Raw genomic sequence first — 25,690 nt, 5'->3', positions numbered from 1 at the left:
GAACGCCTCTGCTGTCGTTCGTCAAGGAGAACAGGTGGACCGTCATAGCGAACAGACCTCGCCCGGTGGGCCCTCCGTCGGTCCCGCCCGGCCGCCGCTGGCCCGTATTGCCGCCGCGATCCGCGCCGAGCGCACCCGCGCCGGACTCTCCCTCACCGAGCTCGCCAGGCGGGCCGGCATCGCCAAGTCCACGCTCTCGCAGTTGGAGGCCGGCACCGGCAACCCGAGCGTGGAGACGCTGTGGGCGCTGAGTGTCGCGCTGGATGTGCCGTTCAGCGGGCTCGTCGACCCGCCCCGGCCGCGCTCCCGGGTGCTGCGCCGGGGCGAGGGCGTCGCGGTCCCCTCCGAGCAGGCGCACTATGTCGCCACCCTGCTGTCCGCCTGCCCGCCGGGTGCGCGCAGGGACCTGTACACGGTGCACGTCGAGCCGGGGGCGCCACGGATCTCGGAGCCGCACTCGCCCGGCACCTTCGAGCATGCCGTCGTCGCCTCGGGGCGGGTGCGCATCGGGGCCTCGGACGATCCGGTGGAGCTGGAGCCGGGCGACTGTGTCAGCTATCCGGGTGATGTCCCCCATCTGTGCGAGGCGTTGGAGCCGGGGTCCTCGCTGGTGCTGCTGATGGAGCACCGGTAGCGAGCCGGTGGTAGGTGTGGCGGTCGGCGCATGTGGAACCCGGGGTCGTAGCGCACTGGTGCGGTCGCCGTCCGGACCGCGAGAGCGGAGGATGGAAACGGTCATAACTGCCCATATGGGCAGTGATCGGCCGCACCGACCGCGACAGCACCACACCGCAGGAGACGGAGGAACCATGCCTGCAGGGTCGAACCGCAAGCGTGAGCGCCAGTACGAGCACATCAAGGAGGGCGCCAAGAGCCGGGGCACCTCCACGGGTCGTGCCAAGGAGATCGCAGCCCGCACGGTGAACAAGGAGCGCGCCCAAAAGGGCGAGTCCAAGACGGCCAGCCGCACCTCCGTGCGTGACAAGCCCGCCCCCAAGCGCGGCGGCCAGCGCTCCGGAAACCGCACCGGCCCCGCCGGCCCCACCCGCGACCAGCTCTACAACGAGGCCAAGCAGCGTGGCGTCAAGGGCCGCTCCCACATGAACAAGGACGAGCTCCAGCGCGCCCTCGGCCGCTGACCGCCCCGTCCGGGAGCGCCCGCACCACGTCGTGTCCGCGCACGCCGTGTCCGCGCACGTCGTGCCCGTGTCACGCCATGGGAGGTAAGCGCATGCCCAGCATGCAGCGCACGGCCCGCGAAGCCGTACGAGAGCACGAGCACGAGTACGCCCCCGACGCCGAGCGCCCGCTGGGCGGCTATCTGGCTGTGCTCTCCTCGTTCGGCACCGGTGTCGTGGGAGCCGCGCTCGCGGCGCGCTGGGCCGGGCGGCGGGCTCCCAAGAGGCTGAGCACCCGTGAACTGGTGCTGTTGACCCTGGCCACCCACAAGTTGGCCAGGATGGTGGCGAAGGACGCGGTGGCCAGTCCGCTGCGTGCCCCCTTCGCCCGCTACCAGGGCACCGGCGCGCCCGCCGAAGTGGCGGAGGAACCCCGTGGAAAAGGGCTCCGGCACGCCGTCGGTGAGCTGGTGACCTGCCCGTTCTGCCTGGCTCCCTGGGCGGCCTCCGCGCTGCTCATCCTGCACGCGGCGGCTCCGGCCACCGCACGCACCTGTACGACCGGTCTGACGGCCGTCGCGGGCTCGGACTTCCTCCAGTACGCGTACGCGGCCGCGCAGGAGCGGCACTCGCCGCACGACTGACCGCCGGCTCGCCGGCCGGCAGCCGTGGGAACGCGAACGGCACCCGACGGCCGGCAGGTCCGCCTTCCACGGTCGGCCCCTGCTTCTTCTACTGCTTCTTCTACGTTCTGCCCTTCCGAGGATTGGAGTGCACCGTGGCAGCCCACGTATCCACCAACGGCTCGCAGCCGTCCTACACCGTCCCGGGAATGTCCACGGCCGACGGTGGCAGCGTCATCCAGCTTCTGCGGATGCGACTGCACGCCCTCAACGATCTGGCGCTGACGCTGAAGCATGTGCACTGGAATGTGATCGGACCGCACTTCATCGCCGTCCACGAGATGCTGGACCCGCAGGTCGAGGCGGTCCGCGAGATGATCGACAACACGGCCGAGCGCATCTCGACGCTGGGCGGCTCGCCCTGGGGCACCCCGGGTGTGCTGGTCGCCGAGCGGACCTGGAGCGACTACACGCTCGGGCGGGCCGAGGCCATCGAACACCTCGGTGCCCTCGACGTCGTCTACACCGGGGTGATCGAGGACCACCGCAAGGCGGTCCAGGCCACCGACAGCTCCGACCTGGTCACCCAGGACCTGCTCATCGAGCACCTGCGGAAGCTGGAGCTGTTCCAGTGGTTCGTCCGCGCGCACATCGAGAGCTCCGGCGGCAAGCTGTCCACCGCTCCGAACGACTCCGAATCGGCCGCCGCCGAGAAGGCCGCCACCCAGGCCCGCGGCAAGCCCTGACGCCGGGCCCGCTCCCACCGTGCCCCAGGCCTCTCACGCTTCCGGGCCACCGCCGTACCGGTGGGGGCACCACCCGGACGGAGTCCGGGGGAGGGCGGCGGTGGCCCGGCCCCCGCATGATGGGGAGGTGGTCCCGGCCTCAGGCGCGCTGCGGTGGCTGTCGCCGAGCCGGGACCCACGCACCGGGCCACGCGATCGGGAGACAGCGATGCACCGCTTCCGCGAACCGAACACGGGGCCCACCCGGCGCGGCGACGCACCGGTTGCCGCTCATGTCGCGCTGGCCGTCAACGGCATGGGCTGCTTCAGCTGGGACTTGAACGCCGGTGACATGCGGTACGACGACGCCGGTCTCGCCGTGCTGGGATTCAAGCCGGGGGAGTACGACAACCGTCCCGCCACCATCGCCGAGCGGATGGTGCCCCAGGAGCTGCCCGAGATCCAGTCGCAGGTCGGCCGGGCGCTGAAGGAGCGGACGGGCTACAGCCTCTACTTCCGGGTCCGCCACTCCGACGGCTCGCTGCGCTGGAAGCACTCCCAGGCCACCGTCGTCTGCGACGACAACGGCAATCCGGCGCAGGTCATCGGGATCATCCGGGACGCCAGCCAGGAGCTGCGGGCCATCGACCAGACGCGGGAGCTGCGGCAGGCCAAGAGCGACCGGCGCCGGCAGGCCGACATCGTGGGCCACGTCAACGACGCGCTGGCGCCCACCGTCACGGTCGACGACGTCGCCGAGGCCCTCACCACGACCCGGCTGGTGCAGCGGCTCGGCGCGTCCAGCATCGTCCTGGGGCTGGTCGACGGCGGGCGGATGGAGCTGGTGGGCTCCAACGGCGTACCCGACGAGCTCATCCGCGACTTCCACCTCTCCCGCATCGGCTCGCCGCTGCCGCTCAGTGAGGCGGTCCGCAGCCGGGAGCCGGTCTTCTTCACCGACCGCGAGGAGTTCGCACACCAGTACCCGGGGCTGCGCAAATATCTCGAACTGGTGCCCAACGCCACCGCCGCCGTCTTCCTCCCGCTGATCGCGCACGACACCGCCATCGGCGCCGTCGGCCTGTCCTACGAGGACAAGACCGGCTTCACCCACGACGAGCGCACCGTTTTGACCGCGCTCAGCAACACCATCGCCCAGTCGCTCCAGCGCGCCCTCCTCTTCGACCAGGAGCACGAGCTCGCCGCCGGGCTCCAGACGGCGATGCTCCCCGGGCACATCCCGCACGTACCCGGCCTCGCCATGGCGACCCGCTACCGGCCGGCCCGCGCCCGCGGCGGGATCGGCGGCGACTGGTACGACGCCGTCACGCTGCCGGACGGCCGGATCGCCGCGGTCGTCGGCGATGTGCAGGGCCACGACGTGACGGCCGCCGCCGTCATGGGACAGCTGCGGATCGCGCTGCGTGCCTACGCCGCCGAGGGGCATCCGCCGCTGACCGTGATGGCCCGTGCCTCGGCCTTCCTGGCAGAACTGGACACCGACCGGTTCGCCACCTGCCTCCTCGTCCTGTTCGACCCCCGCACCGGTGTCGCCGCGTGCGTCCGCGCCGGCCATCTGGAGCCCCTGCTGCGTCGCCCGAACGGCAGCTGCGCCTGGGTCGACGCCCCCGTCGGGCTGCCGCTCGGACTCGCTGCGCCGTCGGCCCAGCCCCCGTACACGCTGGCCGAAACGGTGGTGGAGCCCGGCTCCACGCTGGTGCTGTGCACCGACGGCCTCATCGAGTCCCGCGTCCACGACATCGACGAGGGCCGGGCGAAGCTCCTCGACGCCGTACGGCACGGGCCCACCCGCCCGGACGCACTCGCCGACCATCTGCTGCGCACCATGGGCAATTTCACCGGCGAGGAGGACGACGTCGCCCTCCTGCTGCTGCGTCGGGCGTCCGGCAGACGGGCCGCAGCCCCGCAGATGGCCGTCACCATCTCCTCCAGCGACCCGCGATCCCTGCACGCGGCACGGCAGGCCCTGCGTACCGCGCTGCACCGCTGGTCCCTCGGCGAGCTCGCCGACACCGCCGAGCTGCTGGCCAGCGAGATGGCCACCAACGCGCTGCTGCACACCGAGGGCGACGCCACCTTGACCGCCCGGCCGGTACGCAACGGCGGCCGCGCCGTCCGTATCGCGGTCACCGACTCCTCACCCACCTCGCCGCAGCGCCGGGCCGCCACCGAGCAGTCCACCTCTGGGCGCGGCCTGATGCTGATCGAGGAGCTCGCCACCGACTGGGGCGTCGAACCTCGCGGCAACGGCAAGCGCGTCTGGTGCGAGATCCCCCTGCTTCCGCACTGATCACCGCCCCGTATCGCGTTCCCCACCGCCTCCCCACCGGTCGTCGCGCGCCGGCTGTGCCGAACCGCGGGACCGGGGATTGGCGTGCGGTCAGCGGGGCACCCGGCCGGGACGGTGCCGCTCATATGAGCTACGGCACCCGGACCACGGACGCGCCGGGCCGGCGCACGACCTACGCAGGGCCGGCGAAGGATCGGACGAAAGGCCGCAGTGCAGACCGCAGAACCCCCCGCCCGTCAGCAGCCCGTCAAGGTCAGCGTCGTCGTTCCCACCCACAACACCGGCGAGACGGTCCTGACCGGTCTGCGTTCCTTCCTCGCGCAGTCCATGTCCCGCCCCGACTTCGAGGTCATCTATGTGGACGACGGGTCGGACGACGACACGGTCGCGCTGCTGGAGAACGAGATCGCCGAGCAGGGCGCCGGGTCGACGGTGCGCGTGGTGCGCGCCGAGCACTCCGGCTGGCCGGGGCGCCCCCGCAACATCGGGACGGACCTGGCCCGTGGCGAGTTCGTCCACTACGTGGACGACGACGACCGGCTCGCGCCCGAGGCGTTGGAGCGGCTGTACGCCAGGGCGCGGGAGACCGGCGCCGACATCGTCATCGGCCGGATGGCCGGGCACGGACGGCAGGCGCCGCGCGCCCTGTTCGAGAAGCCGATGACCTCCTGCGACCTGCGCACCGACACCGCGCTGCTGGCCTCGATGACGGTGCACAAGCTCTTCCGCCGCGCCTTTCTGCGCGAACACCGGCTGCGCTTCCCCGAGGGCAAGGTGCGCCTGGAGGACCACATGTTCACCCTGCGCGCCTTCCTCCTCACCGACCGGGTGGCCACGGTGCACGACTACACCTGCTACCACTGGGTCCGGCACACCGACGGCGAGCACAACGTCAGCTACCGGACCATCGAGCCGGGCCCCTACATCGACAGCATCCGGCGCCTCCTCGCCATCCTCGACGCCCCCGACACCTGTGTGCCACCGGGCCGGCACCGCAACCGGCTGGTCGCCAAGTGGTACGGCAAGAAGGCGCTCGACCGCATCTCCGGGAAGCGCCTGCTGGACCAGCCCGAGGACCGCAGGGCCGAGTGGGTCGAAGCAGTCGGCGCGCTGGCCGCGGAGCTGCCCCCGGAGGCGGACACGGCGCTGCCCACCCGGCTGCGGATCGTGGCGGCCCTGGCCCGGCACGGCGACCGTGCGCTGCTGGAGGAGCAGGCGCGGTTCGAGGCCGGTGTCGTCCACCGGCCCCGCGTGGTCTCGACCCGGTGGCGGGAAGGGCAGCTCACGGTCCGCTGCTCGACCTCCCTGATACGCCGCTCGGGCCGGGGACCGGGACGCCGCGCCGTTCCGCTGGCCTTCCGCCGGGACGGCGACCGCCGTGTGCTGCGGCTGCCACCGCGGGTCGCCGCCGTGGAGGCGGCTGCCGCCCGGGCCGACTTCGCCAAGGCCGTACGCCGCAGCAACGTACGTGGCCAGCTCCACCACCGCGAGGGCGGCACGGTGCTGAACCTGCCGACGACCTGGCGGGTGATCGAGGTGCCGGCGGGGGAGCGCGCCCGGCGGGAGGGCGCGGTGGTGCGCCGACTCCGGTCGGCAGGTCGCCGGTTGGCGCGTTCGGTGCCGGGGCCGCTCGCGGACACGACCGCCGAGCTGACCGCGCGGCTGGCCGCCTGGCTGCCGGGCGCCCGCCGCGGCCGGGAGGATCGGTGCACGCTGCGGTTCGAGGCGGAGTTCACCGTCGACCCCGCAACGGCCGACCACGGCCGTCCGCTGGCGGCCGGGACCTGGGATCTGCGCTTCCAACTGGGCTGCGGCGGCTGGCGCACCTCCCAGCCGCTGCCCGGCCACTCGATCGACGTACCGGAGCCGGCCGAGCGCACCGAGGAGCCGGCTCTCCACCAGGTACGGCCTCCGCGGCAGCGCCAGGAGCCCAGGGTGACGGCCCGCACCTGACCGTCCTGGGCGAGCCCCGCTGCGGGAGCTGCGGGAACCGACCTGGGACGCGGCTCAGGGGCGTCGGTATCGTGCGCGTGATGGACGAGCGCACGGAAACCACCTCGGAGCCCAGGACATTCCGCGCCGCCAAGGTCGCGCCGGAGCCTCCGCAGCGGTTGCAGACGGTGGATGTGCTGCTGATGGGCGTGGTGCTGGTCTTCCTGGCGGCGTACGCCTGGCCGATCCTCCAGCCGGATCTGAGCACCGGCTGGCGGACCGCGTGCGCCTGGGCCGGCTGGATCACCTGGGGCATCTTCGCCCTCGACTACGTCGTCCGGCTGGTGCGTGCCACGGACCGCTGGACCCACTTCAAACGCAATCTGTTCCCGCTGGCCACCGTGGTCCTGCCGTTCTTCCGCCCGCTGCGGATGCTGCGGCTCCTGACGGTGATGAGCGTCCTCAACCGCCGCGCCACGGCCTCCCTGCGAGGCCAGGTCACCACTTATGCCGCCGGTGCCACCGGTCTGCTGATGTTCTGCGGAGCGCTGGCCGTGCTGGACGCCGAACGCGGGGCCGAGGGCGCCACCATCGAGAGCTTCCCCGACGCCGTCTGGTGGACCTTCGCCACCGTGACCACGGTCGGCTACGGGGACTACTACCCGGTCACGTCCACCGGCCGGCTGGTGGCCGTGCTGCTGATGATCGCGGGCATCGCGGTACTGGGTGTGGTGTCCGCCTCGCTCGCCTCCTGGTTCATCGAACGCGTGTCGGCAGCCGGTACGGAACAGGAGGCGGTCACCCGGCAGGAGGTCCGCGAGCTCACCGAGGTCATCCGCGCCCAGCAGCGTCAACTGCAGGAACAGCGCGCCCTGCTCACCGCGATGGGAGCAGCTTCGGACCTGCTCCCGCCCCGGCCGGCCGACGGGTCCTCGTCCCGCCGCGAGACCGAGCCGACGGCGAAGGACTGACCGCGCGAGCACCCCGGCCGGTGATGGCTCCCTCTCCCTGCCCCCCCGAAGGAGATGACGGCGGTGGGCGGCCTTGCGCCGCCCCGTGGGGAAGGCGGGCGCGGCGCCCGTCCAGGCGCGTTCAGGCGCCGTTCCACCGGTTCCGTGCCACGGCGAACGCCTCGGCGAACAGCGGGTCGGCGACCGACCCCCGCTCGTGCCGCTTGCCGTACCGCTCCTCGTAGGCGGCGAACCACTCGGGGTCGGAGTCGAGGAACAGCACGTCGTGGAAGGCCATCCGGCGCATGGCGAGCATCGGCACCGGGGCCCGGGCGACCCGGAAGTCGGGGTTGCGGGCAGCCCGTTCGTCGCAGTGCGGGTGGAACTGCGCGACCATCAGCCCCCGGCCCACCAGCTCCGGCTTGACCAGCCGGTGCGCCTCGTCGAGCAGGTGGTAGCGCCGTTCGGTGAGCCCCGAGAGGACCAGCACCAGCGTGTGCAGCACGCTGTTGCGGCCCTCCCAGCGGGTGGCCTCGAATGCCTCGGCCATCCTGCGCACCACCTGCACCAGGCCCTCGGCGTCGATCCCCGGATCGACCTCCCACTCCTCCAGCAGGAAGGTCCGCGCCTTCATCGCGGACTCCACGAACGGGCAGACCGCGCCCTCCCGGTTGGTGCCCTCGTGCGGGCGGGTGATGAACTCCTCCACCCACCGGCGTCCCGCTTCGACGAGCGACGACGCCGGGGGGCCTTCCGCCTCGGTTCTCTCCTGCGGCAGTGATCCGGAAGATATAGGTATTTGCATGGATATTCCTCCCCGTTCAAGAACGCACTGAACCGCCACCCGGACCCGTACGACACGGGGGGTGTGGTCGCCCGGCGACCGGGCGGTTCAGTGGTTCAGTTCTGGCCGTTCAGTTTCGGTGGATCGGCGCCGGTGGGTCAGTTCCGGGAGGCAGCTGCTGGGCCGGTGCGCTCAGTAGTGCTCGCCGAACGCGGCGCGCCGGTCCTTCTCCAGCCGGCCGCTGAACAGCCGCCCGACCGGCGCTGCGGGAACACCGCCGCGCTCCCCGGGGCCCGCCACGGACAGCAGCCAGGCCGGCATGAACCGCAGCGTCCAGCCCGGTGCCGTCTTGCGCATATGGGTCGCGAAGCCCTTCCAGACCCGGCTGTCCAGGGCGGGGGCCAGTCGCCCCGACAGCTCGCGCTCCTCGTCTCCGGCGTGCTTGGTGAGCTGCTCGCGCAGCTCCTTCGTCTGTGCGGCCAGCTCGGCCGGGGCCGTCTCGTCGGTACCGAGCCGCCGACTCGTCGCGTGCCAGGCGCGCAGGACCTTGGTGAGCTCCTCGTGCTCGGCGGTCATCAGGGCCAGCGCCTCCTCGTCGGCGCCCCGCTCGCGCAGCTTGGGCCACAGGAAGTCGTCCTCGCCCTCGTGGTGGTGCTCGATCAGCTGGAAGATCCTGTCCACGTAGTCGCGCAGCGCTGTGGTGCGTTCGGTGTTCCCCGCTGGCAGTTCGCCTGCGGCGCGGCCGATGCGCTCCAGGTCGCGCACCATGGCGCGGTGGGCCAGCAGCATCGTCTGGTGCGCCGGGGGCAGTGTGGTGGTGTCGGACTCGGTCACGAGTAGCTCCTTACAGGCTCGGCGGTGAGAGGGCCCTGGGGGCGGGCGCTTCGCGTGTGCTGGGCCGGCGAACCGCGGGACCGGCACGGGGTGGTCACCAGGCGTCGTCCGGCAGCTCCATCAGGAGGCTGTCCTGACGTTCCGCGAGAGCGCGTTCGGCGGTGAGCAACGGAAGCACCTCCTGCGCGAAGAACCTGGCCGTTGCTATCTTGCCCAGACAGAAGGCGCGTTCGGTGCCGTTCCGGCCATCCTGGCCGCCGGCCAACTTCGCCTCGGCGACCGCCGCCTGACGCAGCAGCAGCCAACCGAGCAGCACGTCGCCGGTGGCCATCAGCAGCCGTGTGGTGTTCCGCCCCACCTGGTGGACGGCGGACGGCTCGTCCACCGAACGGAGCAACTGCGTGCCCATGGCGTCCGCCATCGCGCGCAACTGCGCCACCGCCTCGCTGAGCAGCGCCCGCTCCGGCGCCAGGTCACCGCCCGTCTCGTCCCGCGCGTCCTTCTCCACCTCGGTGAGCAGGGCGCGCAAGGCCGTGCCCTGGTCCCGGGCGACCTTGCGGAAGAAGAAGTCCAGCCCCTGGATGGCGGTGGTTCCTCGTACAGGGTGTCGATCTTGGTGTCGCGGATGTACTGCTCCAGCGGAAAGTCCTTCGTATAGCCCGCCCCGCCCAGGATCTGCAGTGCGTGATTGAGCTGCTCACAGGCGCGCTCGGAGCTGTAGCCCTTGACGATCGGCAGGAGCAGGCCGTTGAGCGCCGTCGCCTCCTCGTCGGTGCGCCCCTCGGCCCGCGCCGCGGCGATCCGGTCCTGCACGGTCGCGGTGTACAGGACCAGGGCGCGCAGTCCCTCCGCGAACCCCTTCTGGAGCAGCAGGGAGCGCCGCACTTCAGGATGGCGGGTGATGGGCACCTTGGGGGCGGAGCGGTCGCCGAGGGCGGCCAGGTCCGTGCCCTGGACCCGCTCCTTCGCGTACGCGACCGCGTTGAGGTAGCCGGTCGACAAGGTGGCCGCCGACTTGGTACCGACGATCATCCGGGCCTGTTCGATGATCTGGAACATCTGCCGGATGCCGTCGTGCTCCTCGCCGAGCAGCATGCCGACCGCGGGTTCCTCGGCCCCGAAGGTGAGTTCGCAGGTGGCCGAGGCCTTCAGGCCCATCTTGTCCTCCAGCGCGGTGGCGAACACCCCGTTGCGTGCCCCCAGCCGGCCGGTCCCGGGGTCGGCGACCTGGAACTTCGGTACCAGGAACAGGGAAAGCCCTTTGGTCCCGGGGCCGTGGCCTTCCGGCCGGGCGAGCACGAAGTGGACGATGTTCTCGGCCAGATCGTGCTCGCCGGAGGTGATGAACCGCTTGACGCCCTCCAGATGCCAGCTCCCGTCCGGCTGCCGCCGCGCCCTGGTCCGGCACGCTCCCACGTCGCTGCCCGCCTCGGGTTCGGTCAGCACCATGGTGCTGCCCCACTGCCGTTCGACCATCAGCCGGGCGAGCTGCCGCTGCTCATCGGTGCCGAGCCGGTCCAGGACCCGCGCGAAACCGGTGAACCCCTGGTAGAGGTAGAGCGCGGGGTTGGCGCCCAGGGCCAGTTCCGCGACCGCCCAGCGCAGCGACGGCGGCACATCGGCCCCGCCCAACGACGCCGGCAGGTCGAGCAGGTGCCAGCCGCCCTCCATCCAGGCCCGGTAGGCCTCCTTGAAGGAGTCGGGCAGCGTGACCGACCTGGCCCGGGGGTCGTAGACCGGCGGGGTGCGGTCCGCTGCCACGGAGGCGTCCGCCAACTGGTGCACGGCCATGCGTTCGACCTCGGCCAGCACGGCGCGCGCGGTGTCCTGACCGGTCCCGGCGAACGCCCCTCGGCCGTACGCCTCGGCGCGGCCCAGCACGTCGAAGAGGGTGAACTCCAGATCCCGCAGGTTCGACTTGTAGTGGCCCATGGCCGGTTTCCCGCTCCTTTCGTGAGACAAATGGCCCGGCGTCGGAACGCGGCTCCGCGTCGGGCGGCGCTCGGCGCCACAGCTGGGTCAGCGGCGGCCGAGCAGCTGGGTGAGGGCCGTGGCCAGACGCTCGACCTCCGCCTCCGTACCGACCGAGACACGCAGCCGGCCGGGCAGCCCGAGGACGGCCAGATCGCGGACGAGGATGTGGTGCTCCTCGGCGAGACGGGCCGCGAAGCGGGTGCTGTCGCCCGGTTCGGTGCCCTGCCCCGGGACCTGGACCATCACGAAGTTCGCCGCCGTGGGGGAGTGGCCGAGACCCAGCGAGTCCAGGGTCTTGCACAGCAGCTCCCTGACCCTGGTGTTGTCCGCGCGTACCCGGTCCAGGTGCTCGGGTGCCTCCAGGGCCCGCAGCGCGGCCCGCTGTGCCTGGCGGTTGACGTTGAAGGGCAGCGCCGTCGCCGTGGTGCCGATCCGCCCGATCAGCTCCGGCGGGCCGAGGGCGAAGCCCGCGCGTACCGAGGCGAGGCCCCAGGCCTTGGAGAAGGTGCGGGTCACCAGTACCCGCCGCCCCTCGCGCACCGCTTCGAGCGCGAACTCGTGGGCGGGGCCGGCGAAGTCGAGGTAGGCCTCGTCGAAGACCAGCACGGTGCCGCTGCTTTCGGCGGCGTCGATCAGCTCCATGACCTCGTCGCGGTTGAGCAGCGCGCCGGTGGGGTTGAGCGGATTGCAGACGAACGCGAGGGCGGCGCCCTGCCGCATGGCGGCGGTGATGCCGGCGACCGGGATCGCCGCGTCCACCAGCGGGACGACGTGTGCGGGCGCGCCCACGGCCGCCGCCGAGGTCACGTATCCGGGGAAGGTGGTGGCCGTGGTGACGACGGAGCTGCCGGGCTCGCGCAGGAACGTCATCGAGGCGAGCAGCACCAGCTCGTCGGTGCCGTTGCCGACCGCGATCATGTCGGGGGCGACCCGGAAGCGTTCGGCCAGGCGCTCCCGCAGCAGTCGGCACCCGCTGTCCGGATAGCGGTTGAGATGACGTGATGCCTCCGCGCACACGTCATCGACCGTGCCGGGCGGTGGACCGTACGGGTTCTCGTTGAGGTGGAGGCGCAGCCAGTCCTCCCGGCCGACGATCTCGGTGGCGGTGAAGAAGCCCGGCTGCGCCGAGCGGTCCTGGGGCATGGGAATCCCTTTCTCGAACGGTGGCCAAGGGACGGGTCAGCCGAGGGGGACCCGGGCGAGGGTCTTCAGCTCGCCCCCGTCCGGCCCCAGGGCGGCCCGGCAGCGGAACCGCTGGATCTTCCCGCTGGGCGTGCGGGGCAGATGGCCGCGCTCCACGAAGACGCACTCGGCGAGTGCGATGCCCGACTTCTCCCGGGCAACGGTGGCGGCCCGGCCGGCGATCAGACGGAAGTCGTCGCTCCGGCGCTTGGGTTCGAGCAGCAGGACCAGCCGGGAGATGCCGCCGTCGGCCACGTCCACCAGCGCCGAGCACCCCTTGCGGACCGGGCCGAGGGCCTCGATCGCCGACTCGATCTCGCTGGTGTACACGTTGCGCCCGCCCACCGAGATCAGGTCGTCGGCACGGCCGACGAAGTACACCTCACCCTTGTGGACGAAGCCCAGATCGCCGGTGTGCAGTACGCCGTCCCGGAACCGCTCGGCCGTGCGCTCGGGGTCCCCGAGATATCCGGAGGCCAGGCTGGGGGAGGAGACCAGGAGCTGCGAGACCCGGCCCGGCTCCTGGGTGGTCACCGTGACCCCGGGCAGCGGCGGGCCGTTGGAGACCAGTTGGGTCGCGCCCGGGGCGTCGTCGGCCACCTCGACGACCTCGCCGTCCACCAGCGCCGCCGCCTCGAAGCTGCGGGTGACCGGGTCCTGCCCCGTCGGGCTGCTGGCGACCGCCAGGGTCGCCTCGGCCATGCCGTACGCGGGCATGAACGCCGCCCGGGACAGGCCCGAGGGCCCGAACGCGGCCATGGTGGTCTCCAGGGTCGCCGTGTCCACCCGCTCGGCGCCCACCACGAAGACCTTCAGGGCGAGCGGCTTCGGCAGCGGCGTGCTGCCCTGCGCCCGGGCGGCCAGATACAGGGCGGTGTTGGTGCCGGCGGACATGGTGGCCCCGAACCTCGACATGTCCCGGAACCAGGTGCGCGGCGCCATCCCGAAGCGTTCCGGTGAGGAGAGGACGAAGTCGTAGTCGAACGCCCAGGCGTTCAACAGGGTTCCGAAGATGCCCATGTCGTGCGAGAGCGGCAGCCAGGAGACGATCGTCTCGGCGCCGACCCGCCCGTCCGCGAGCCCGTAGAGCATCTGCAGATGTGTGGCGATGGCGCGGGAGGTGAGCGCGCACCCCTTGGGCAGGCTGGTGCTGCCGGACGAGTACTGGACGAAGGCGATCTCCTCCGGTCCGGGCGGCGACGGGTCGAGGTGCCCGTCGCCGTACAGCGAGGTCCAGGTGAGGACCGGGAGCCGCGCGGCCAGTCCGGCGGGCACCAGCGGCACCATGGCCTCGTCCGTCAGCAGCACCGCGGCGTCGAGCCGTTCGGTCAGCCGCGTCAGCTGGCTCCCGTACTCCTCGGGGGTCTGGCCGCGGGCCGGCAACGGGAAGGACGCGACTGCACCGCCTGCCAGCCAGATCGCGAGCAGTCCGCGTACGGTGTGCGCCGAGTTGGTCAGGACGGTCGCGACCCGGGTCCCGGGGTGCACGCCGGCCGCACGGAGTGTGGCGGCCATGCCGTGCGCCTCCTGGACGACCTCACGCCACGGGGTGTGCCCGAAGTCCTCGCCGTCCCAGTGGTGCAGGACTCCCCGGGACCGGTCGCGCAGCAGCAGGTCCCACAGTTCGGTGCCGGTGGCTGCCATGGCTACTCCACGTCCACGAGGGAGACGTCGGAACCGTCGCGGGACCGGTGCGCCATGGGGGCGATGCGCTGCTGTTCGACGAGCAGTTCCTCCCGGCTGAGCTTGCTGCCGCTGACCCGGCTGATCCCGGCCTCGCGCATCGTCATCCGCTCCGGGTCGATCCGGATGACCTTCCAGGCCAGCCGGGTGCGCTCCAGGCTCCAGATGAAGACGGCCGAGAGATCGACCTCGTGCCATTTCATCCCGTGCCGCGCGGAGCGGGGGAAGGCGTGGTGGTTGTTGTGCCACGCCTCACCGAAGGACGGCAGCGCGAGCCAGGCGACGTTGCGGGAATGGTCGGTCGTGGTGAACCGCCGGCGGCCGAAGTAGTGGCCGATGGAGTTCACCGCGTACGTCATATGGTTGATCAGGAAGATCCGCACCAGACCGCCCCACAGGATGCCGGTCAGCAGCGCCTGGACCGAGCCCCCGCTGACAGCGAAGGCCAGCAGACCGGGCAGCAGGATGCCGGCGGCGACGACGGCGACGAAGTTCTCGCTGAGCCAGCGCAGCGGCCGCTCCCTGACCAGGTCGGGGCAGTAGCGGATGGGGTCGGACTTGAGCCCCTGGTCGAAGAGCCAGCCCAGGTGCGCGTGCCACATCCCGGCCACCGCGCCCTTGAACCCGGGTTCGAAACCGAGGTGCGGGCTGTGCGGGTCACCCTCCTTGTCGGCGACCCGGTGGTGTTTGCGGTGGTGGGCGGCCCAGATGATCGGCGGGCCCTGGCCTGCCATCACTCCGGCCGTGGCGAGAGCGACGCGGATCGGCTTGTAGGTCTCGAACGAGCGGTGCGTCAGCATCCGGTGGTATCCGGTGGAGATGCCGAGGCCCGATATGACGTACATGATCAGCGTGACCAGGACGTCGGTCCAGCCGAAGATGTGGTTCCAGGCCAGCACCATGGCTGCGCCGAGTGCGAGCAGCGGCACCAGCGACGCGACGAGCATGTACCAGCGGTGTTCCTTGCCGTCCATATCCCTGTTGTCCTCTTCTCTCTTTCCTGCCGTGCCTGGTCATGCCCTGACTGGTCGTCCTGTCGTGCTGTCTGTCCTGTCGGGTTGCTGACGTGCTGACGTGCTGCCCTGTGGGGGGGGGGGGCGGGTCCGGTTGCGCGGGATCAGACGCCCGAGGTGGTCTCCGGGTCGAACTCCGTACGCAGCGCGGGCAGCGCCAGCGACAGCAGCGCGGCGCACGCGGTGAGCACCGTTCCGACCAGGAACGCCGAGTGGAAACTGGTCAGCAGCGCGTCCGGTACCGCGGTGCCGGAGGCGATCTCGTCGTCCAGCCGGTTGCTCGCGAGGGTGGCCAGGACCGCGAGTCCGATCGCGCCGCCGATCTGCTGGCCGGTGTTGAGCACCCCGGAGGCCGCTCCGGAGTCGGCCTTGGGCACTCCGCTGACGGCCGCCACCACCAGCGGCACCATGGCCAGCCCGTAGCCGGCCGCGCACAGCAGCAGGGTCGGCAGCAGGTCGGTGGGGTACGACGCCTGCAGCGGCGTCCTGAGCAGCAGGCCGAGCCCGAGGGTCGCCGAACCGAGGCCGACCAGACACAGGACACGGCTGCCCACCTTCGGCAGCAGCTGGATCGCGATTCCGGAGAAGACCGCCATCGTGACGCCGAAAGGAGCCCAGGACAGGCCCGCCTTCAGCGGCGACCAGTGCAGCAGGTTCTGCATGTACTGGGTCAGGAAGAAGAAGATCCCGTACAGCCCCGAGGCGGCGAGCAGCATCATCACGTTGGCGGTGGAGATCTGCCGGTTGGCGAAGAGGCCGAGCCGGATCAGCGGTTCGGGAGCGCGCTGCTCCCGCACCACGAAGGCGGCCAGCAGTACCGCGGAGCCGATGAGACCCCCCACCGTTGCGGCGGACCCCCACGGGCGGTGGTTGGTGCTGATGACGGTGTAGACGAGCAGCAGCAGCGCCCCGGTGATGAGAACGGCTCCGGTCCCGTCGGTCGCGGGCCGCTTGGCGGGCCCCGCCTCACGGTCGGCGAGCGTGGGCCGCAGCGCGAGAGCGAACAGCAGAGCGCCGATCGGGATGTTGACGAAGAACACCCACCGCCAGTCGATGAGATCGGTGATGACCCCGCCCAGCAGCACTCCGGAGACCCCGGAGATGCCGGTGAGACCACCCCAGACGCCCAGCGCCTTGCGCCGCTCCTTGGCCTGGGTGAAGACGGTGATGAGGATGGCCAGTGCGGCCGGGCTCAGCAGCGCCGCCCCGAACCCCTGGGCGCCGCGGGCCACGATCAGCATGCCGGGCGAGTTGGCCAGTCCGCACGCGAGCGAGGCGAGGGTGAAGACCCCCAGTCCGGTGAGGAACACCCGGCGGCGGCCGAACAGGTCGGCGCAGCGGCCACCGAGCACCAGGAAACCGCCGAACAGCAGCATGTAGGCATCGACCACCCAGGCCAGCGAGGCCCGGTCGAAATCGAGGCTGCTGCGGATGGTCGGCAGCGCCATGGCGACGACGGTGTCGTCGATGATCACCATGAACTGCGCACCACAGGTCACCGCGAGCGCGAGGCCGGCTGCCTTGGGGGCCGCGGCGGATTCGGGTCCCGCGGTGGACCGGGCTGTTCCCCTGCCCATAGGGCTCCTCCTTTTCGTCGTGCTGCGTGGGAACACAGCGGGGTGGGGGTGGGTGCCGGGCTCGGGGCGCCCGGGAGCACGATGCGGAGCGCCGAGGCGGGTCACGGCCGCTCCCGTGCCGACCCGCTGCCTGGCCGGTCAGGAGGCGCCGGCCCGGGCGACGACCTGGTTCAGCCGGTCCATGCGGGTGGCGAGGCTCATCCGGCCCTCCAGGCGGAAGGCGGGCAGCTGTCGGCCGTCGATGTCGCTGAAGCCGTACTCCTCGGCCAGGTCGCCGGTCGAGAGCACCTTCCCGGAGCGGTCCAGCACCTGCGGGTCGGCGGCCAGATGGACGATCGCCCGGCCCACGTACTCGGGCGAGTGGACGACCGCGGCGGGGCCGTCGCCCAGCGCCTCCCAGGCCGCCTCCACCCGCTCGGTGCGCACGAAGCCGGGGTGCAGCGAGAGGGAGGCGACCCGCTGCTTGCGCAGGTCCGCGGCGAACGCCTTGCTGAGCCGGTCGCTCGCCGACTTGAACACGTCGTAGGCGGCCTGACCGAGGTAGGTGTCGCCGTCTGTGAAGCCGATACCGACGATCAGCCCCCGCTGCTGCCCGATCATCAGCGGGGTGAGCAGCCTCGTCACGTCGTACTGGGCGCGCAGCGAGCCCTCGCACAGCTCGTACCGCCACATCGGCTGCTTCCAGTAGGGGGCGTCGAAGCGGACGTCGGCGGAGCGCTCGTAGCCGGCCCAGGCGTTGTTCACCAGCAGGTCCAGGGAGCCGTGCTCGGCCGCGAGCCGGTCGGCGAGCGCCTGGTTGTCGTCGCTGGAGCTGTGGTCGCAGCGCACCGCGATGCCGGTGCCGCCGCGCGCTGTGACCTCCTCAGCGGTGTCGTCCACCGTTCCCGGCAGGTCCTCGGTGCGGCCGGTGGCGCGGGTGCTGCGCCCGGTGACGTACACCGTCGCGCCCGCGCTGCCCAGGGCGAGCGCGATACCGCGTCCCACGCCCCGGCTGGCGCCGGTGACCACGGCGACGGTCTTGTCCAGCAGCGGCGGCTGCCACTCCTCATGCGCGTCCTGGTTCACGGTTGCGTCCTTTCCGGCTCGCTAGCTGAGGTGGGCGGAGGCGTAGGCGAGGGTCCGCGCGTAGGCGTCCGTGTCCACGACGTGCGGGACTCCGTAGCGTTCGCGCAGCAAGGGCATCGAGGTCGGCAGTACGCCGCCACAGCACCGGGTCACCTCACTGACGTCCCGCAGCACCGAGAGGTAGGAGCGGGCCAGTGGGGAAAGCCGGCGCAGCTCCTCGGGGTCGAGGGTGTCGGGGTCGGTGACCGGCGGCGGGGCCAGTGGCCGCCCGAGCGAGGCGGCGTGCTTGGCGCACACCTCGACGGCGGTCTCCATGTCCATCGCCTCCTCGCCGTACGTCACCCAGAACTCCCCGCTGTCGTCGCCCAGTTCGATACAGCGCAGTACCGCTTTGGCGAGCAGGTCCTGGGGTACGACATCGATCCGGTTGCCGCGGTGCACCGGGAGGAACGGCGCGCGCCCGCGGCTGATCCAGTCCGACATCAGCTGGACGATCTGCCCCCGGGAGGTCCAGCCGGTCCGGGAGTCGCCGATCAGGTTGGTCGGCCGGAAGACGGTGTGCGGCAGGCCGCTGTCGCGCAGCAGCTGCTCGGAACGGAGCTTGGAGCGTACGTAGTTGGTGGTGACGTTGGTCTCGCTGAGCCGGTGCGGCGCGCCCGCCGACAGCGCGGCGACGAACGCGGTGCTCATGAAGTGCACCGTGGCGCCGGACACCTCGGCGAACTCGATCACCCGGCGGGTGCCCTCCACATTGACCGGCCGGTAGCGCTCGTCCGGCAGGCCCCACTCGGTCAGCCCGGCCGAGTGGATGACGGTGTCCACGTCGCGGGCCAGCGCCCGGTAGCTGTCCTCGTCCAGGCCGAAGCGGGGCTCGGCCAGGTCGGCCGCCAGCTGTTCCCCGGCGTCGGCGGGCAGCGCGGTGCCCTGCGGCCTGGTCATCGATATCAGCCGGAGGGGGCGGCCCGGCGCCTCCTGCAGGACTGCCCGGCCGACGACGCCGGAGGCCCCCGTCAGCAGTACGGTGCGGCTCTCGCTCATGCCCGCGACTCCTTCCACTCCATCAGGCGTGCGGTGGCACGGGCGCCGATGTACAGCAGTGGCTCCGGCGGGAAGTCGCGTGCCGAGCGCTGTGCGTCGTCCACATAGAGCAAACGGGAGAACTCCGAGTCCTTGCCCAGGGTCAGGTCCCGCAACACCTTGCCGCCGGTATGGGTTGCGGCGATGCCGTTGCCGTTGAATCCGTAGCCGTAGAAGATGTTGCCGCCCGGCAGCGACCCGAAGTGCGGGGCGTAGTCCCGGGTGATGTCCATGACGCCGCCGTAGGTGTAGGTGAACCGCAGGTCCCGCCACATGGGGAAGAACCGGCCGAACTCCTGGAGGAGGGCGCGGTAGGCGCGTTGGTCGTTCATACGGCGGCGGCGCATGTCACGGCCCCAGAAGTAGAAGGCCGGTCCGCCCGCCCACAGCAGCCGGTTGTCCGCGGTCAAGCGGGCACAGGTCAGGAACGTCTTCGCCTCGACCATGCCCTCGCGGCCCGCCCAGGCGATGCGGCCCAGTTGCTCGTCGGTGAGCGGTTCGCTCACCATCGCGTAGCTCCACAGCGGAACCGTCTTGTTGCGGAACTGCTGGAAGGTGAACTGGCGCGCGTTGGCGGCGACGATCACCTTGTCGGCGGTGATCGTGCCTCCGGGGGTGACGACCTGCGGCCGCACCCCCGGCCTCACCCGCAGGACCGGGGTGTTCTCGTGGACGACCACCCCGCGCTCCTTGACCACCCGGGCCACCCCGCGGGCCAGCTTGAACGGGTTGACCAGCGCGCCGCCGGCGCGCATGGCTCCCAGCACGGCGGGGGAGCCGATCACTTCCTGCGCCTGGGCCGCCGAGAGGAGCGGCGGCTCTTGTCGGCCGCCGAGCGTGGAGGCCAACTCGCGGTCGGCGCGCAGCCGGCGCAGCTGCGCCTGGGTGGTGGCCACCATCAGGTAGTCGTTGGCCTCGTACTCCGCGTCGATCTTGTTGCGGCGGGTGAAGCGGCCGATCTCCAGTACGGAGCGTCCGACCGCCTGCGAGGCCTCCAGGGCGCGGTGCGTCCCGAACTGCTCGACCAGGGCCTGGATGTCCTTGCCGATGGTCGGCGTGACGAAGCCGTCGGCCCGGCCGGACGCACCGTGCCCCGCGTACTCGGCCTCGACGACGCGGATGTCGAGCGCGGGCTCGGCCTCCTTGAGGAAGTGCGCGGCCCACAGCCCGGTGTAGCCCCCGCCGACGATGGCGACGTCGCAGTCCACGTTCTCGCGCAGCGGTGGTTCCGGGACGACCGGTTCCGTCTCGTGCCAGTAGACGACATGCTTTCGCGTACTCACTCAGCGCCCCTTTTCGAGAATGATCCTCGACAGTCCCAGGTGGCGATTCTGGAAATGCCTGACGCTCGCCCCCAGATAATTCTCGTAGTTGACGACGTTCTCCTCGCCGGAGAGTCGGACGGCCGCTTCCCTGTTCTCCTGGAGCCGCCGCAGCCATTCCGCGCAGGTCCGGCTGTAGTGGTCCGGGTCGTTGCGCAGGGAGACGACGTCGAAGAGTTTTTCGCCGGACTCGACGACCTCCGAGAGGGCCGGGATCTCGGACTCCGGGAAGATCGTTTCGATGATGAACATCAGTTCGCGCACGGTGGCCTTGTCCATCACCGTGTTGTTGCCCTTGATGTTCGTCTGCAGGGCGACGCGGCCGCGCGCCGGGAGCCACTCGTAGCAGCGCTCGAAGAACTCCCGGTAGGCCGCCACCCGTTCGCCGCGTGTGAGGCCGGTCCGGGCGAAGTGCTCGAAGGCGCCGATCGAGATGATCGCGTCGTAGGGCTCGGCCGGCCGGTGGTCGCGCCAGTTCTCCACCCGGATCTCGGCCCCGGTGATGCGGGCCGACTCGGCCAGGTCGGCCTGGCTGTCGCTGAGCGTGAGGCCCACCGCGTGCTGTACGCCGTGCACCTGGGTCAGCCGCTTCAGCAGGCTGCCCCAGCCGCATCCCACGTCCAGGACGCGCCGCGCGCCACCGGCCCGCGCCCCCTCGATGAGGTGGTCCAGCTTCCGCGCCTGCGCCGTCTCCAGATCGTCCGGCGCCGCCTCCTCCCCGGACCCGGGCTCGGCCCACAGGGCGCAGGTGTAGGTGAGGGAGCTGTCCAGCCAGAGCGCGTAGAAGTCGTTGGAGACGTCGTAGTGGTGCCGGATCGCCTCGGCGGTGGCGCCCTGGTAGGCGGTCGCGCTCACGCCGTCGCGCCGGCGGCCCGGGTCGTCTCGACCAGTTGGACCAGGTCGCCGACCGTCTTCACGTTGGCCGCCTGGCTCGGATCCAGCTCGACCTCCGCGTCGTCCTCGATCGTGTAGACGATGTCGGCGATCTGCAGGCTGGACAGGCCCACCGAGTCGAAAGCGGTATCGGCGTCGAGGGTGAGATCGGCGGCCTTGCTGCCGAGCTTCTTCGCTATGAGGGCGCATACGGTGTCGGTGTTGATCACGGCTTTTCCCTTTCGGTCGATCGCGGTTCCAGGAACCTAACCTCCCCGGCCGCACGGCACATGACAGACCGGTATGGCAGATCCCTGCCATACCGTCCCCGCTCCCTGATGACAGACAGATGCCACTTGCCGGTGCGCGCCGCCGGACCTGAAATGAATGGACCACCGCCTGAGAAAAGGACGGTCCATGAGAACCCAATTCCGCGTGGTCGACTTCATCGTCGATTTCCTGAGCCGGCAGGAAGTCCGTCACGTCTTCGGAGTCGGTGGCGCCAATATCGAGGACCTCTACGACGCTCTCCATGTCTCGGCCGACGGCCCGCTCGGCGTGGTCGCGAAACACGAGTTCTCGGCCGCCACGATGGCGGACGGCTACCACCGTGCCGCCCAGCGGATGCCCGTGGTCGCCTCCACCTCCGGAGCCGGCGCCATGAATCTGGTCCCCGGGCTCGCCGAACTGCGGTCCTCCTACGTGCCCGCCCTCGCGTTGATCGGGCAGCCGCCCCGGTCGCTGGACGGGTGCGGCTCCTTCCAGGAGACCAGCGGCCTGGCGGGCTCGATGGACGCGGCCCGGCTGTTCGAGGAGATCGCCGTGCACTGCGTCCGCGTCGCGGAGCCGGCGGCGATCACGGAGGAGCTGCCGCGGGCTTTCGCCGCCGCGCTGGCCGCGCCGGGCCCCGCCGTCCTGCTGCTGCCCAAGGACGTCCAGCAGGCCCTCCTCGCGCCCTGGCCAAGGCCCGGGGCGACAGCGCGCGCCGGGCGCCCGCGCTCCGCGGACGCCGACCGCGCGCGGGCCGTGACCCTGCTGCGCTCGGCCGTGGAGCGGCAGGGGGTGGCGGTGATCGCCGGCGAAGGTGTGGCGAGGGCGGACGCCAGACCCCAACTCGCCGCGCTCGCGGCGGCACTGGGAGCGCGCGTCGCGGTGGTGCCCGACGCCAAGGACGTCTTCGACGACCGGGACCCCCGCCATCTGGGTATCGCCGGGGTGATCGGCAGGGCGGAGGTGCAGGCGGCGCTCGAACAGGCCTCCGCCGTCCTGCTGGCCGGCACCCGGCTGCCGCAGATGGCGGGCGCCGGACTGCACGACCACCTCAAGGGCGTGCCCGTTGTCTGCCTCGACCCCAGGGCGCCGTTCCTGGAGCCGCACGAGGACCTGGTGCGGCTCTCCGGGGACCTGGCGGAGGAGATGTCGCTGCTGACCGGGGAACTGCTCGCGCCCGGTGCGGCGCTCCAGGAGCGGAACGGCGCCGCGCGGGCCCTGGCGGAGAACCTGCGGTGGGAGGCGCCCGCAGCGCTTCCGGAACCGCGGACGGAGCCGCCGGGCGGCGCGCCGGGACCGGGTACGCCGGAGCCGGCCGTACCGGAAGCGGCGGCGCTGGACATGACGACGGCGGCCCGCGTCATCGGCGCCGCCCTGCCCGAGCGCTCCACCGTGGTGAGCGACGCCGGCAACACCGGTGCGGTCGCCATCCACCACGTGGCCGTGCCCCCGGGTGGCCGGTTCATCGCCGCCATGGGCATGGGCGGCATGGGCCACAGCTTCGGCGCCGCGGTCGGCGCCGCGTTCGCCACCGACCGGCGCACCTGCGTGCTGGCCGGCGACGGGGCGTTCTTCATGCACGGCATGGAGGTGCACACCGCGGTCGAGCACCAGCTGCCCGTCACCTTCGTGATCTTCAACAACCAGTCGCACGGCATGTGCCACACCAGGGAGCAGCTGTTCTACGCGGGCGACTACTCCTACAACCTCTTCCGCCCGGCCCGGATCGGTGACGGCATGGCCGCCATGTTCCCCGGCCTGGACGCGGTGACCGCCCGGAGCGCGGGCGAACTGCGCGCGGCGCTCGACCGGGCCCACGCGGGCCGCTCACCCGCGCTGATCTGCATCGAGGTCGATCCGGCCGAGGTGCCCCCGTTCCGTCCGTTCCAACACGCCATCGCCGCCGGAACCAACCGGTCCGCCAACCAAGGAGTCGTACCAGGATGACCACCGCCCCGACGCACACCGACCCCGCCGCCGGATACACCCCGCCGCCCGCGGTCCCCGACGACCTCAAGGACGTCCCCGGGCTGCTGCGCTGGGAGACCACGCCCCGTGAGGAGGCGTTCGCGCGCGCCGCGGAGCTGACCAAGGAGACCTTCACCTACGACGAGGTGTACGGGCAGTTCGTGACGGTCCATCAGTACATCGACGCGCCCCCGCAGGCCGTCTACGACTATCTGACCGACGAGCGCAACCTCAACGAGTACACCTACAGCACCCGCGACTTCGCCCCCACCGACACCCCCGGCCTCTACCAGGGCCGCGACACCCTGCTCGACGACGAGACCAAGATATTCCTGCGTATCGACGGCAACCCGGACGCGCTCACCGTGGACATGAAGTGCGCCTGGGACCAGGGCGAGGAACTGTGGATGGTCTACATCCACCGGATCATCTCGGCGGAGACCGTGCTGGGCAAGCGCGGCTCGGTGGTCATCTGGACCAACTGCCACCACCCGTACTACGACAAGAACCCCCACCCCGAGCTGGCGTCCAGCCCGGAGCGCCCCTGGGTCGGCGACACCTGGGGCCTCTTCTACGCCGGTCACAAGGTGGAGATCGACAACCTCAAGACGATCCTCGAACTTCGCCACGGAACCGCCGCATGAGGACGGTGAGCCTGCTCGAACTCGCCTCCTACCTGCCGGGGGAACCGGTGGGCACGGACTACTTCCTCCCATACCAGGAGGACAGCGGCGAGATGGCCGGGCACACCATGTTCAAGGCGCCGCGCCACCGGCACCAGGTGGGCAGGGACGAGACACCCGCTGACATGATGGAGAAGGCCGGTCTGCTCCTGCAGGAGCGGATCGGCAAGGACGCGGTCCGGGGCGCCGACGTGGTGATCACCAACACGCTGCTGCCCGAGGTGCCGTTCACCGGCCCGGGCGCCGAGGTCGCCCACCGGCTCGGCGTCGGGGCCGACTGGGTGCTCGACGCCCACAACGGCGGCTGTGCCTCCTTCGTGCACCTGCTCCGGCTTGCCACCGCCCTGATCGGCTCGGGCCAGGCCAACTCCGCGCTGCTGTTCAACGTCCAGAACGGCGCGGGCCCGGTGATGACCCAGTCCGAGGTGCGCAAGCTCCCGGAGGCCGTCATCCCTGGCGACGGTTGCGGTGCCGCCTACGTGGCGGCCTCCGACGAGTCGCCGGTGCTCGGCTTCGCGGTCTCCAACCGCGGCGACTACACCCGCGACTGCGGGCTCTCGCTCCACGACGGGCGCAAGTACTGGGAGCCGGGGGAGAGCCAGATGCATGTCGGCTTCACCCCCGACAAGGTGTCGGACATCGTCGAGCGCGGCAACCGGCTCGTCCCCGAGGTGGTGGGCCGGGTGTGCGAGCAACTCGACCTCAAGACCGGCGACATCGATCTGCTGATCACCAACCAGCCCAACCGGATGTTCCTGAAGCAGTGGCAGGAGCGGCTCTCCATCCCGCCGGAGCGCCATCTGGACACCTTCGACCGGTTCGGGAACCTCTTCGGCGCGGGCGTCCCCATCACGCTCGACCACGGCATCCGCGAGGGCCGGGTCGAGGACGGCAGCCTGCTGATGCTGGCGGGCTTCGCCCACGCCGGGGACTTCGCCGGGGCGGCGGCCGTGCACTGGCGAGCGGGAGGTGCGCGCGAGTAACCGGGGTGGGCCGGCCGGACCGGGCCCCGGCTCCGTCCGCCGGCCCGCCGGCCCGAGCACGCACCGCATCCACCCCGAGGAGAGCCCATGTCCCGACCCCGAGCCGTCGTCATCGGCGGTGGCATCGGTGGCCTGACCACCGCGCTGGCCCTGCACCGGCGCGGCTGGCACACCGTCGTCCTGGAACGCGCCTCCCGACTGGCCCCCGTCGGGGCCGCTCTCACTCTGGCCCCCAACGCTCAGCGCGCGCTGGCCGCGCTCGGCCTCGGTGAGGAGATCACCAAGCTGGCGTCCTGGCAGGGCGACGGCCTGATGTGCGATCCGGTGGGCCGTCCCCTGACCCGCACCCACAGCGAGGCCGTCGTCGCCCGGTTCGGTGCTCCCCTGATCGTTCTGCGGCGCAGCGACCTGATCGATCTGATCGTCGACCGGCTCCCCGAAGGCACCGTCCGCACCGGGGAGGCGGCGTTCCTCACCCACGCCGGCTCGGCGCGGCACAAGGCCCACGTCGGCACCCCGAACGGGATGCACGAGGCCGATCTGGTCATCGCCGCCGACGGCGTGCGCTCCCCGGCCCGCGCCATCCTCTTCCCCGACTTCCCCGGCCCCGCCTTCGGCGGCTGGACCGTGTGGCGCATCCTCGCGCCGACACCGGGCTCCGGCTTCGTCCCGCACGAGTCGTGGGGGCGCGGCCAGGTGTGGGGGAGTCTGGTGCGGGACGCGCAGAGCGTGTTCATCTACGC

22 protein-coding genes and 1 pseudogene are annotated in these 25,690 nt (G+C 71.5%); 11 read left to right on the top strand and 12 right to left on the bottom strand.

The genetic code is table 11. The features are described from left to right. Positions 1–34 precede the first annotated feature (34 nt). From KBY19_RS12990 to KBY19_RS12960, 7 genes are all read left to right on the top strand, one after another. Complete coding sequence (locus tag KBY19_RS12990; RefSeq protein ID WP_307843500.1) at positions 35–634, top strand: helix-turn-helix domain-containing protein; 600 nt, start codon at positions 35–37, stop codon at positions 632–634. Positions 635–809: 175 nt separating this feature from the next. Further along, positions 810–1,139: a plasmid stabilization protein gene (locus tag KBY19_RS12985; RefSeq protein ID WP_099884381.1), complete on the top strand. Its 330-nt coding sequence runs from the start codon at positions 810–812 to the stop codon at positions 1,137–1,139. Positions 1,140–1,231: 92 nt separating this feature from the next. Then, entirely contained in the window at positions 1,232–1,762 is a 531-nt protein-coding gene (locus KBY19_RS12980) for a DUF1360 domain-containing protein (protein ID WP_185018179.1), read from the top strand. A gap of 188 nt (positions 1,763–1,950) precedes the next feature. Further along, positions 1,951–2,487, top strand: coding sequence for a Dps family protein (locus KBY19_RS12975; protein WP_099886796.1), 537 nt, complete (start codon positions 1,951–1,953; stop codon positions 2,485–2,487). Between the two features lie 208 nt (positions 2,488–2,695). Continuing rightward, entirely contained in the window at positions 2,696–4,777 is a 2,082-nt protein-coding gene (locus tag KBY19_RS12970) for a SpoIIE family protein phosphatase (RefSeq protein WP_099884385.1), read from the top strand. 210 nt (positions 4,778–4,987) lie between these two features. After that, the gene (locus KBY19_RS12965) at positions 4,988–6,730 is read left to right on the top strand and encodes a glycosyltransferase family 2 protein (protein WP_210965798.1); all 1,743 of its coding nucleotides are present in this window, start codon (positions 4,988–4,990) and stop codon (positions 6,728–6,730) included. A gap of 80 nt (positions 6,731–6,810) precedes the next feature. Next, positions 6,811–7,680: a potassium channel family protein gene (locus KBY19_RS12960; protein ID WP_210956213.1), complete on the top strand. Its 870-nt coding sequence runs from the start codon at positions 6,811–6,813 to the stop codon at positions 7,678–7,680. A 121-nt stretch (positions 7,681–7,801) separates the two neighbouring features. Here KBY19_RS12960 and KBY19_RS12955 read toward each other — a convergent pair whose 3' ends face one another. The 12 genes and pseudogenes from KBY19_RS12955 to KBY19_RS12900 form a co-directional block, all read right to left on the bottom strand. Next, positions 7,802–8,464, bottom strand: coding sequence for a DUF6875 domain-containing protein (locus KBY19_RS12955; protein WP_143674917.1), 663 nt, complete (start codon positions 8,462–8,464; stop codon positions 7,802–7,804). 171 nt (positions 8,465–8,635) lie between these two features. Further along, the gene (locus KBY19_RS12950; RefSeq protein ID WP_307842518.1) at positions 8,636–9,277 is read right to left on the bottom strand and encodes a hemerythrin domain-containing protein; all 642 of its coding nucleotides are present in this window, start codon (positions 9,275–9,277) and stop codon (positions 8,636–8,638) included. A gap of 94 nt (positions 9,278–9,371) precedes the next feature. After that, a pseudogene (locus KBY19_RS12945) lies at positions 9,372–11,209 on the bottom strand (acyl-CoA dehydrogenase). A gap of 87 nt (positions 11,210–11,296) precedes the next feature. Further along, a complete protein-coding gene (locus KBY19_RS12940; protein ID WP_210965797.1) occupies positions 11,297–12,394 on the bottom strand; it encodes a histidinol-phosphate transaminase in 1,098 nt (365 codons plus the stop codon). 36 nt (positions 12,395–12,430) lie between these two features. Continuing rightward, positions 12,431–14,077 (bottom strand): AMP-binding protein, encoded by a 1,647-nt coding sequence (locus KBY19_RS12935; RefSeq protein WP_210965796.1) that lies wholly within the window; start codon positions 14,075–14,077, stop codon positions 12,431–12,433. 2 nt (positions 14,078–14,079) lie between these two features. After that, positions 14,080–15,090 carry an acyl-CoA desaturase gene (locus KBY19_RS12930; RefSeq protein ID WP_099884398.1) on the bottom strand — a complete coding sequence of 337 codons (1,011 nt, stop codon included), beginning with the start codon at positions 15,088–15,090 and terminating at the stop codon, positions 14,080–14,082. Between the two features lie 143 nt (positions 15,091–15,233). Further along, a complete protein-coding gene (locus KBY19_RS12925; RefSeq protein WP_185018182.1) occupies positions 15,234–16,706 on the bottom strand; it encodes an MFS transporter in 1,473 nt (490 codons plus the stop codon). Positions 16,707–16,844: 138 nt separating this feature from the next. Then, positions 16,845–17,771 carry an SDR family NAD(P)-dependent oxidoreductase gene (locus tag KBY19_RS12920; RefSeq protein ID WP_210956216.1) on the bottom strand — a complete coding sequence of 309 codons (927 nt, stop codon included), beginning with the start codon at positions 17,769–17,771 and terminating at the stop codon, positions 16,845–16,847. Between the two features lie 21 nt (positions 17,772–17,792). Further along, positions 17,793–18,809 carry an SDR family oxidoreductase gene (locus tag KBY19_RS12915; RefSeq protein ID WP_099884404.1) on the bottom strand — a complete coding sequence of 339 codons (1,017 nt, stop codon included), beginning with the start codon at positions 18,807–18,809 and terminating at the stop codon, positions 17,793–17,795. Further along, positions 18,806–20,131 carry an FAD-binding oxidoreductase gene (locus KBY19_RS12910; protein ID WP_185018184.1) on the bottom strand — a complete coding sequence of 442 codons (1,326 nt, stop codon included), beginning with the start codon at positions 20,129–20,131 and terminating at the stop codon, positions 18,806–18,808. The genes KBY19_RS12915 and KBY19_RS12910 overlap by 4 nt, the downstream gene beginning before the upstream one ends. Beyond that, on the bottom strand, positions 20,132–21,025 hold the full coding sequence (locus KBY19_RS12905) for a cyclopropane-fatty-acyl-phospholipid synthase family protein (protein WP_185018185.1): 894 nt from the start codon (positions 21,023–21,025) through the stop codon (positions 20,132–20,134). After that, a complete protein-coding gene (locus tag KBY19_RS12900) occupies positions 21,022–21,273 on the bottom strand; it encodes an acyl carrier protein (protein ID WP_099884409.1) in 252 nt (83 codons plus the stop codon). The genes KBY19_RS12905 and KBY19_RS12900 overlap by 4 nt, the downstream gene beginning before the upstream one ends. A 187-nt stretch (positions 21,274–21,460) precedes the next feature. Between KBY19_RS12900 and KBY19_RS12895 the strand changes: the two genes are divergently transcribed. From KBY19_RS12895 to KBY19_RS12880, 4 genes are all read left to right on the top strand, one after another. After that, a complete protein-coding gene (locus KBY19_RS12895; protein WP_210965795.1) occupies positions 21,461–23,260 on the top strand; it encodes a thiamine pyrophosphate-binding protein in 1,800 nt (599 codons plus the stop codon). Next, entirely contained in the window at positions 23,257–23,925 is a 669-nt protein-coding gene (locus tag KBY19_RS12890; protein WP_209214284.1) for an SRPBCC family protein, read from the top strand. Before KBY19_RS12895 ends, KBY19_RS12890 begins: the two co-directional genes overlap by 4 nt. After that, the gene (locus KBY19_RS12885) at positions 23,922–24,947 is read left to right on the top strand and encodes a 3-oxoacyl-ACP synthase III family protein (RefSeq protein ID WP_099884413.1); all 1,026 of its coding nucleotides are present in this window, start codon (positions 23,922–23,924) and stop codon (positions 24,945–24,947) included. Before KBY19_RS12890 ends, KBY19_RS12885 begins: the two co-directional genes overlap by 4 nt. A gap of 87 nt (positions 24,948–25,034) precedes the next feature. Beyond that, a partial coding sequence (locus KBY19_RS12880; RefSeq protein ID WP_210965794.1) for an FAD-dependent oxidoreductase occupies positions 25,035–25,690 on the top strand: 656 nt, incomplete at its 3' end.

This window comes from Streptomyces sp. B15, assembly GCF_018070605.1.
GTDB classification, from domain to species: Bacteria; Actinomycetota; Actinomycetes; order Streptomycetales; family Streptomycetaceae; genus Streptomyces; species Streptomyces smyrnaeus.
The sequence above is the reverse complement of the archived record's forward strand: the minus strand, read 5'-3'. Positions and strand labels throughout refer to the sequence as shown.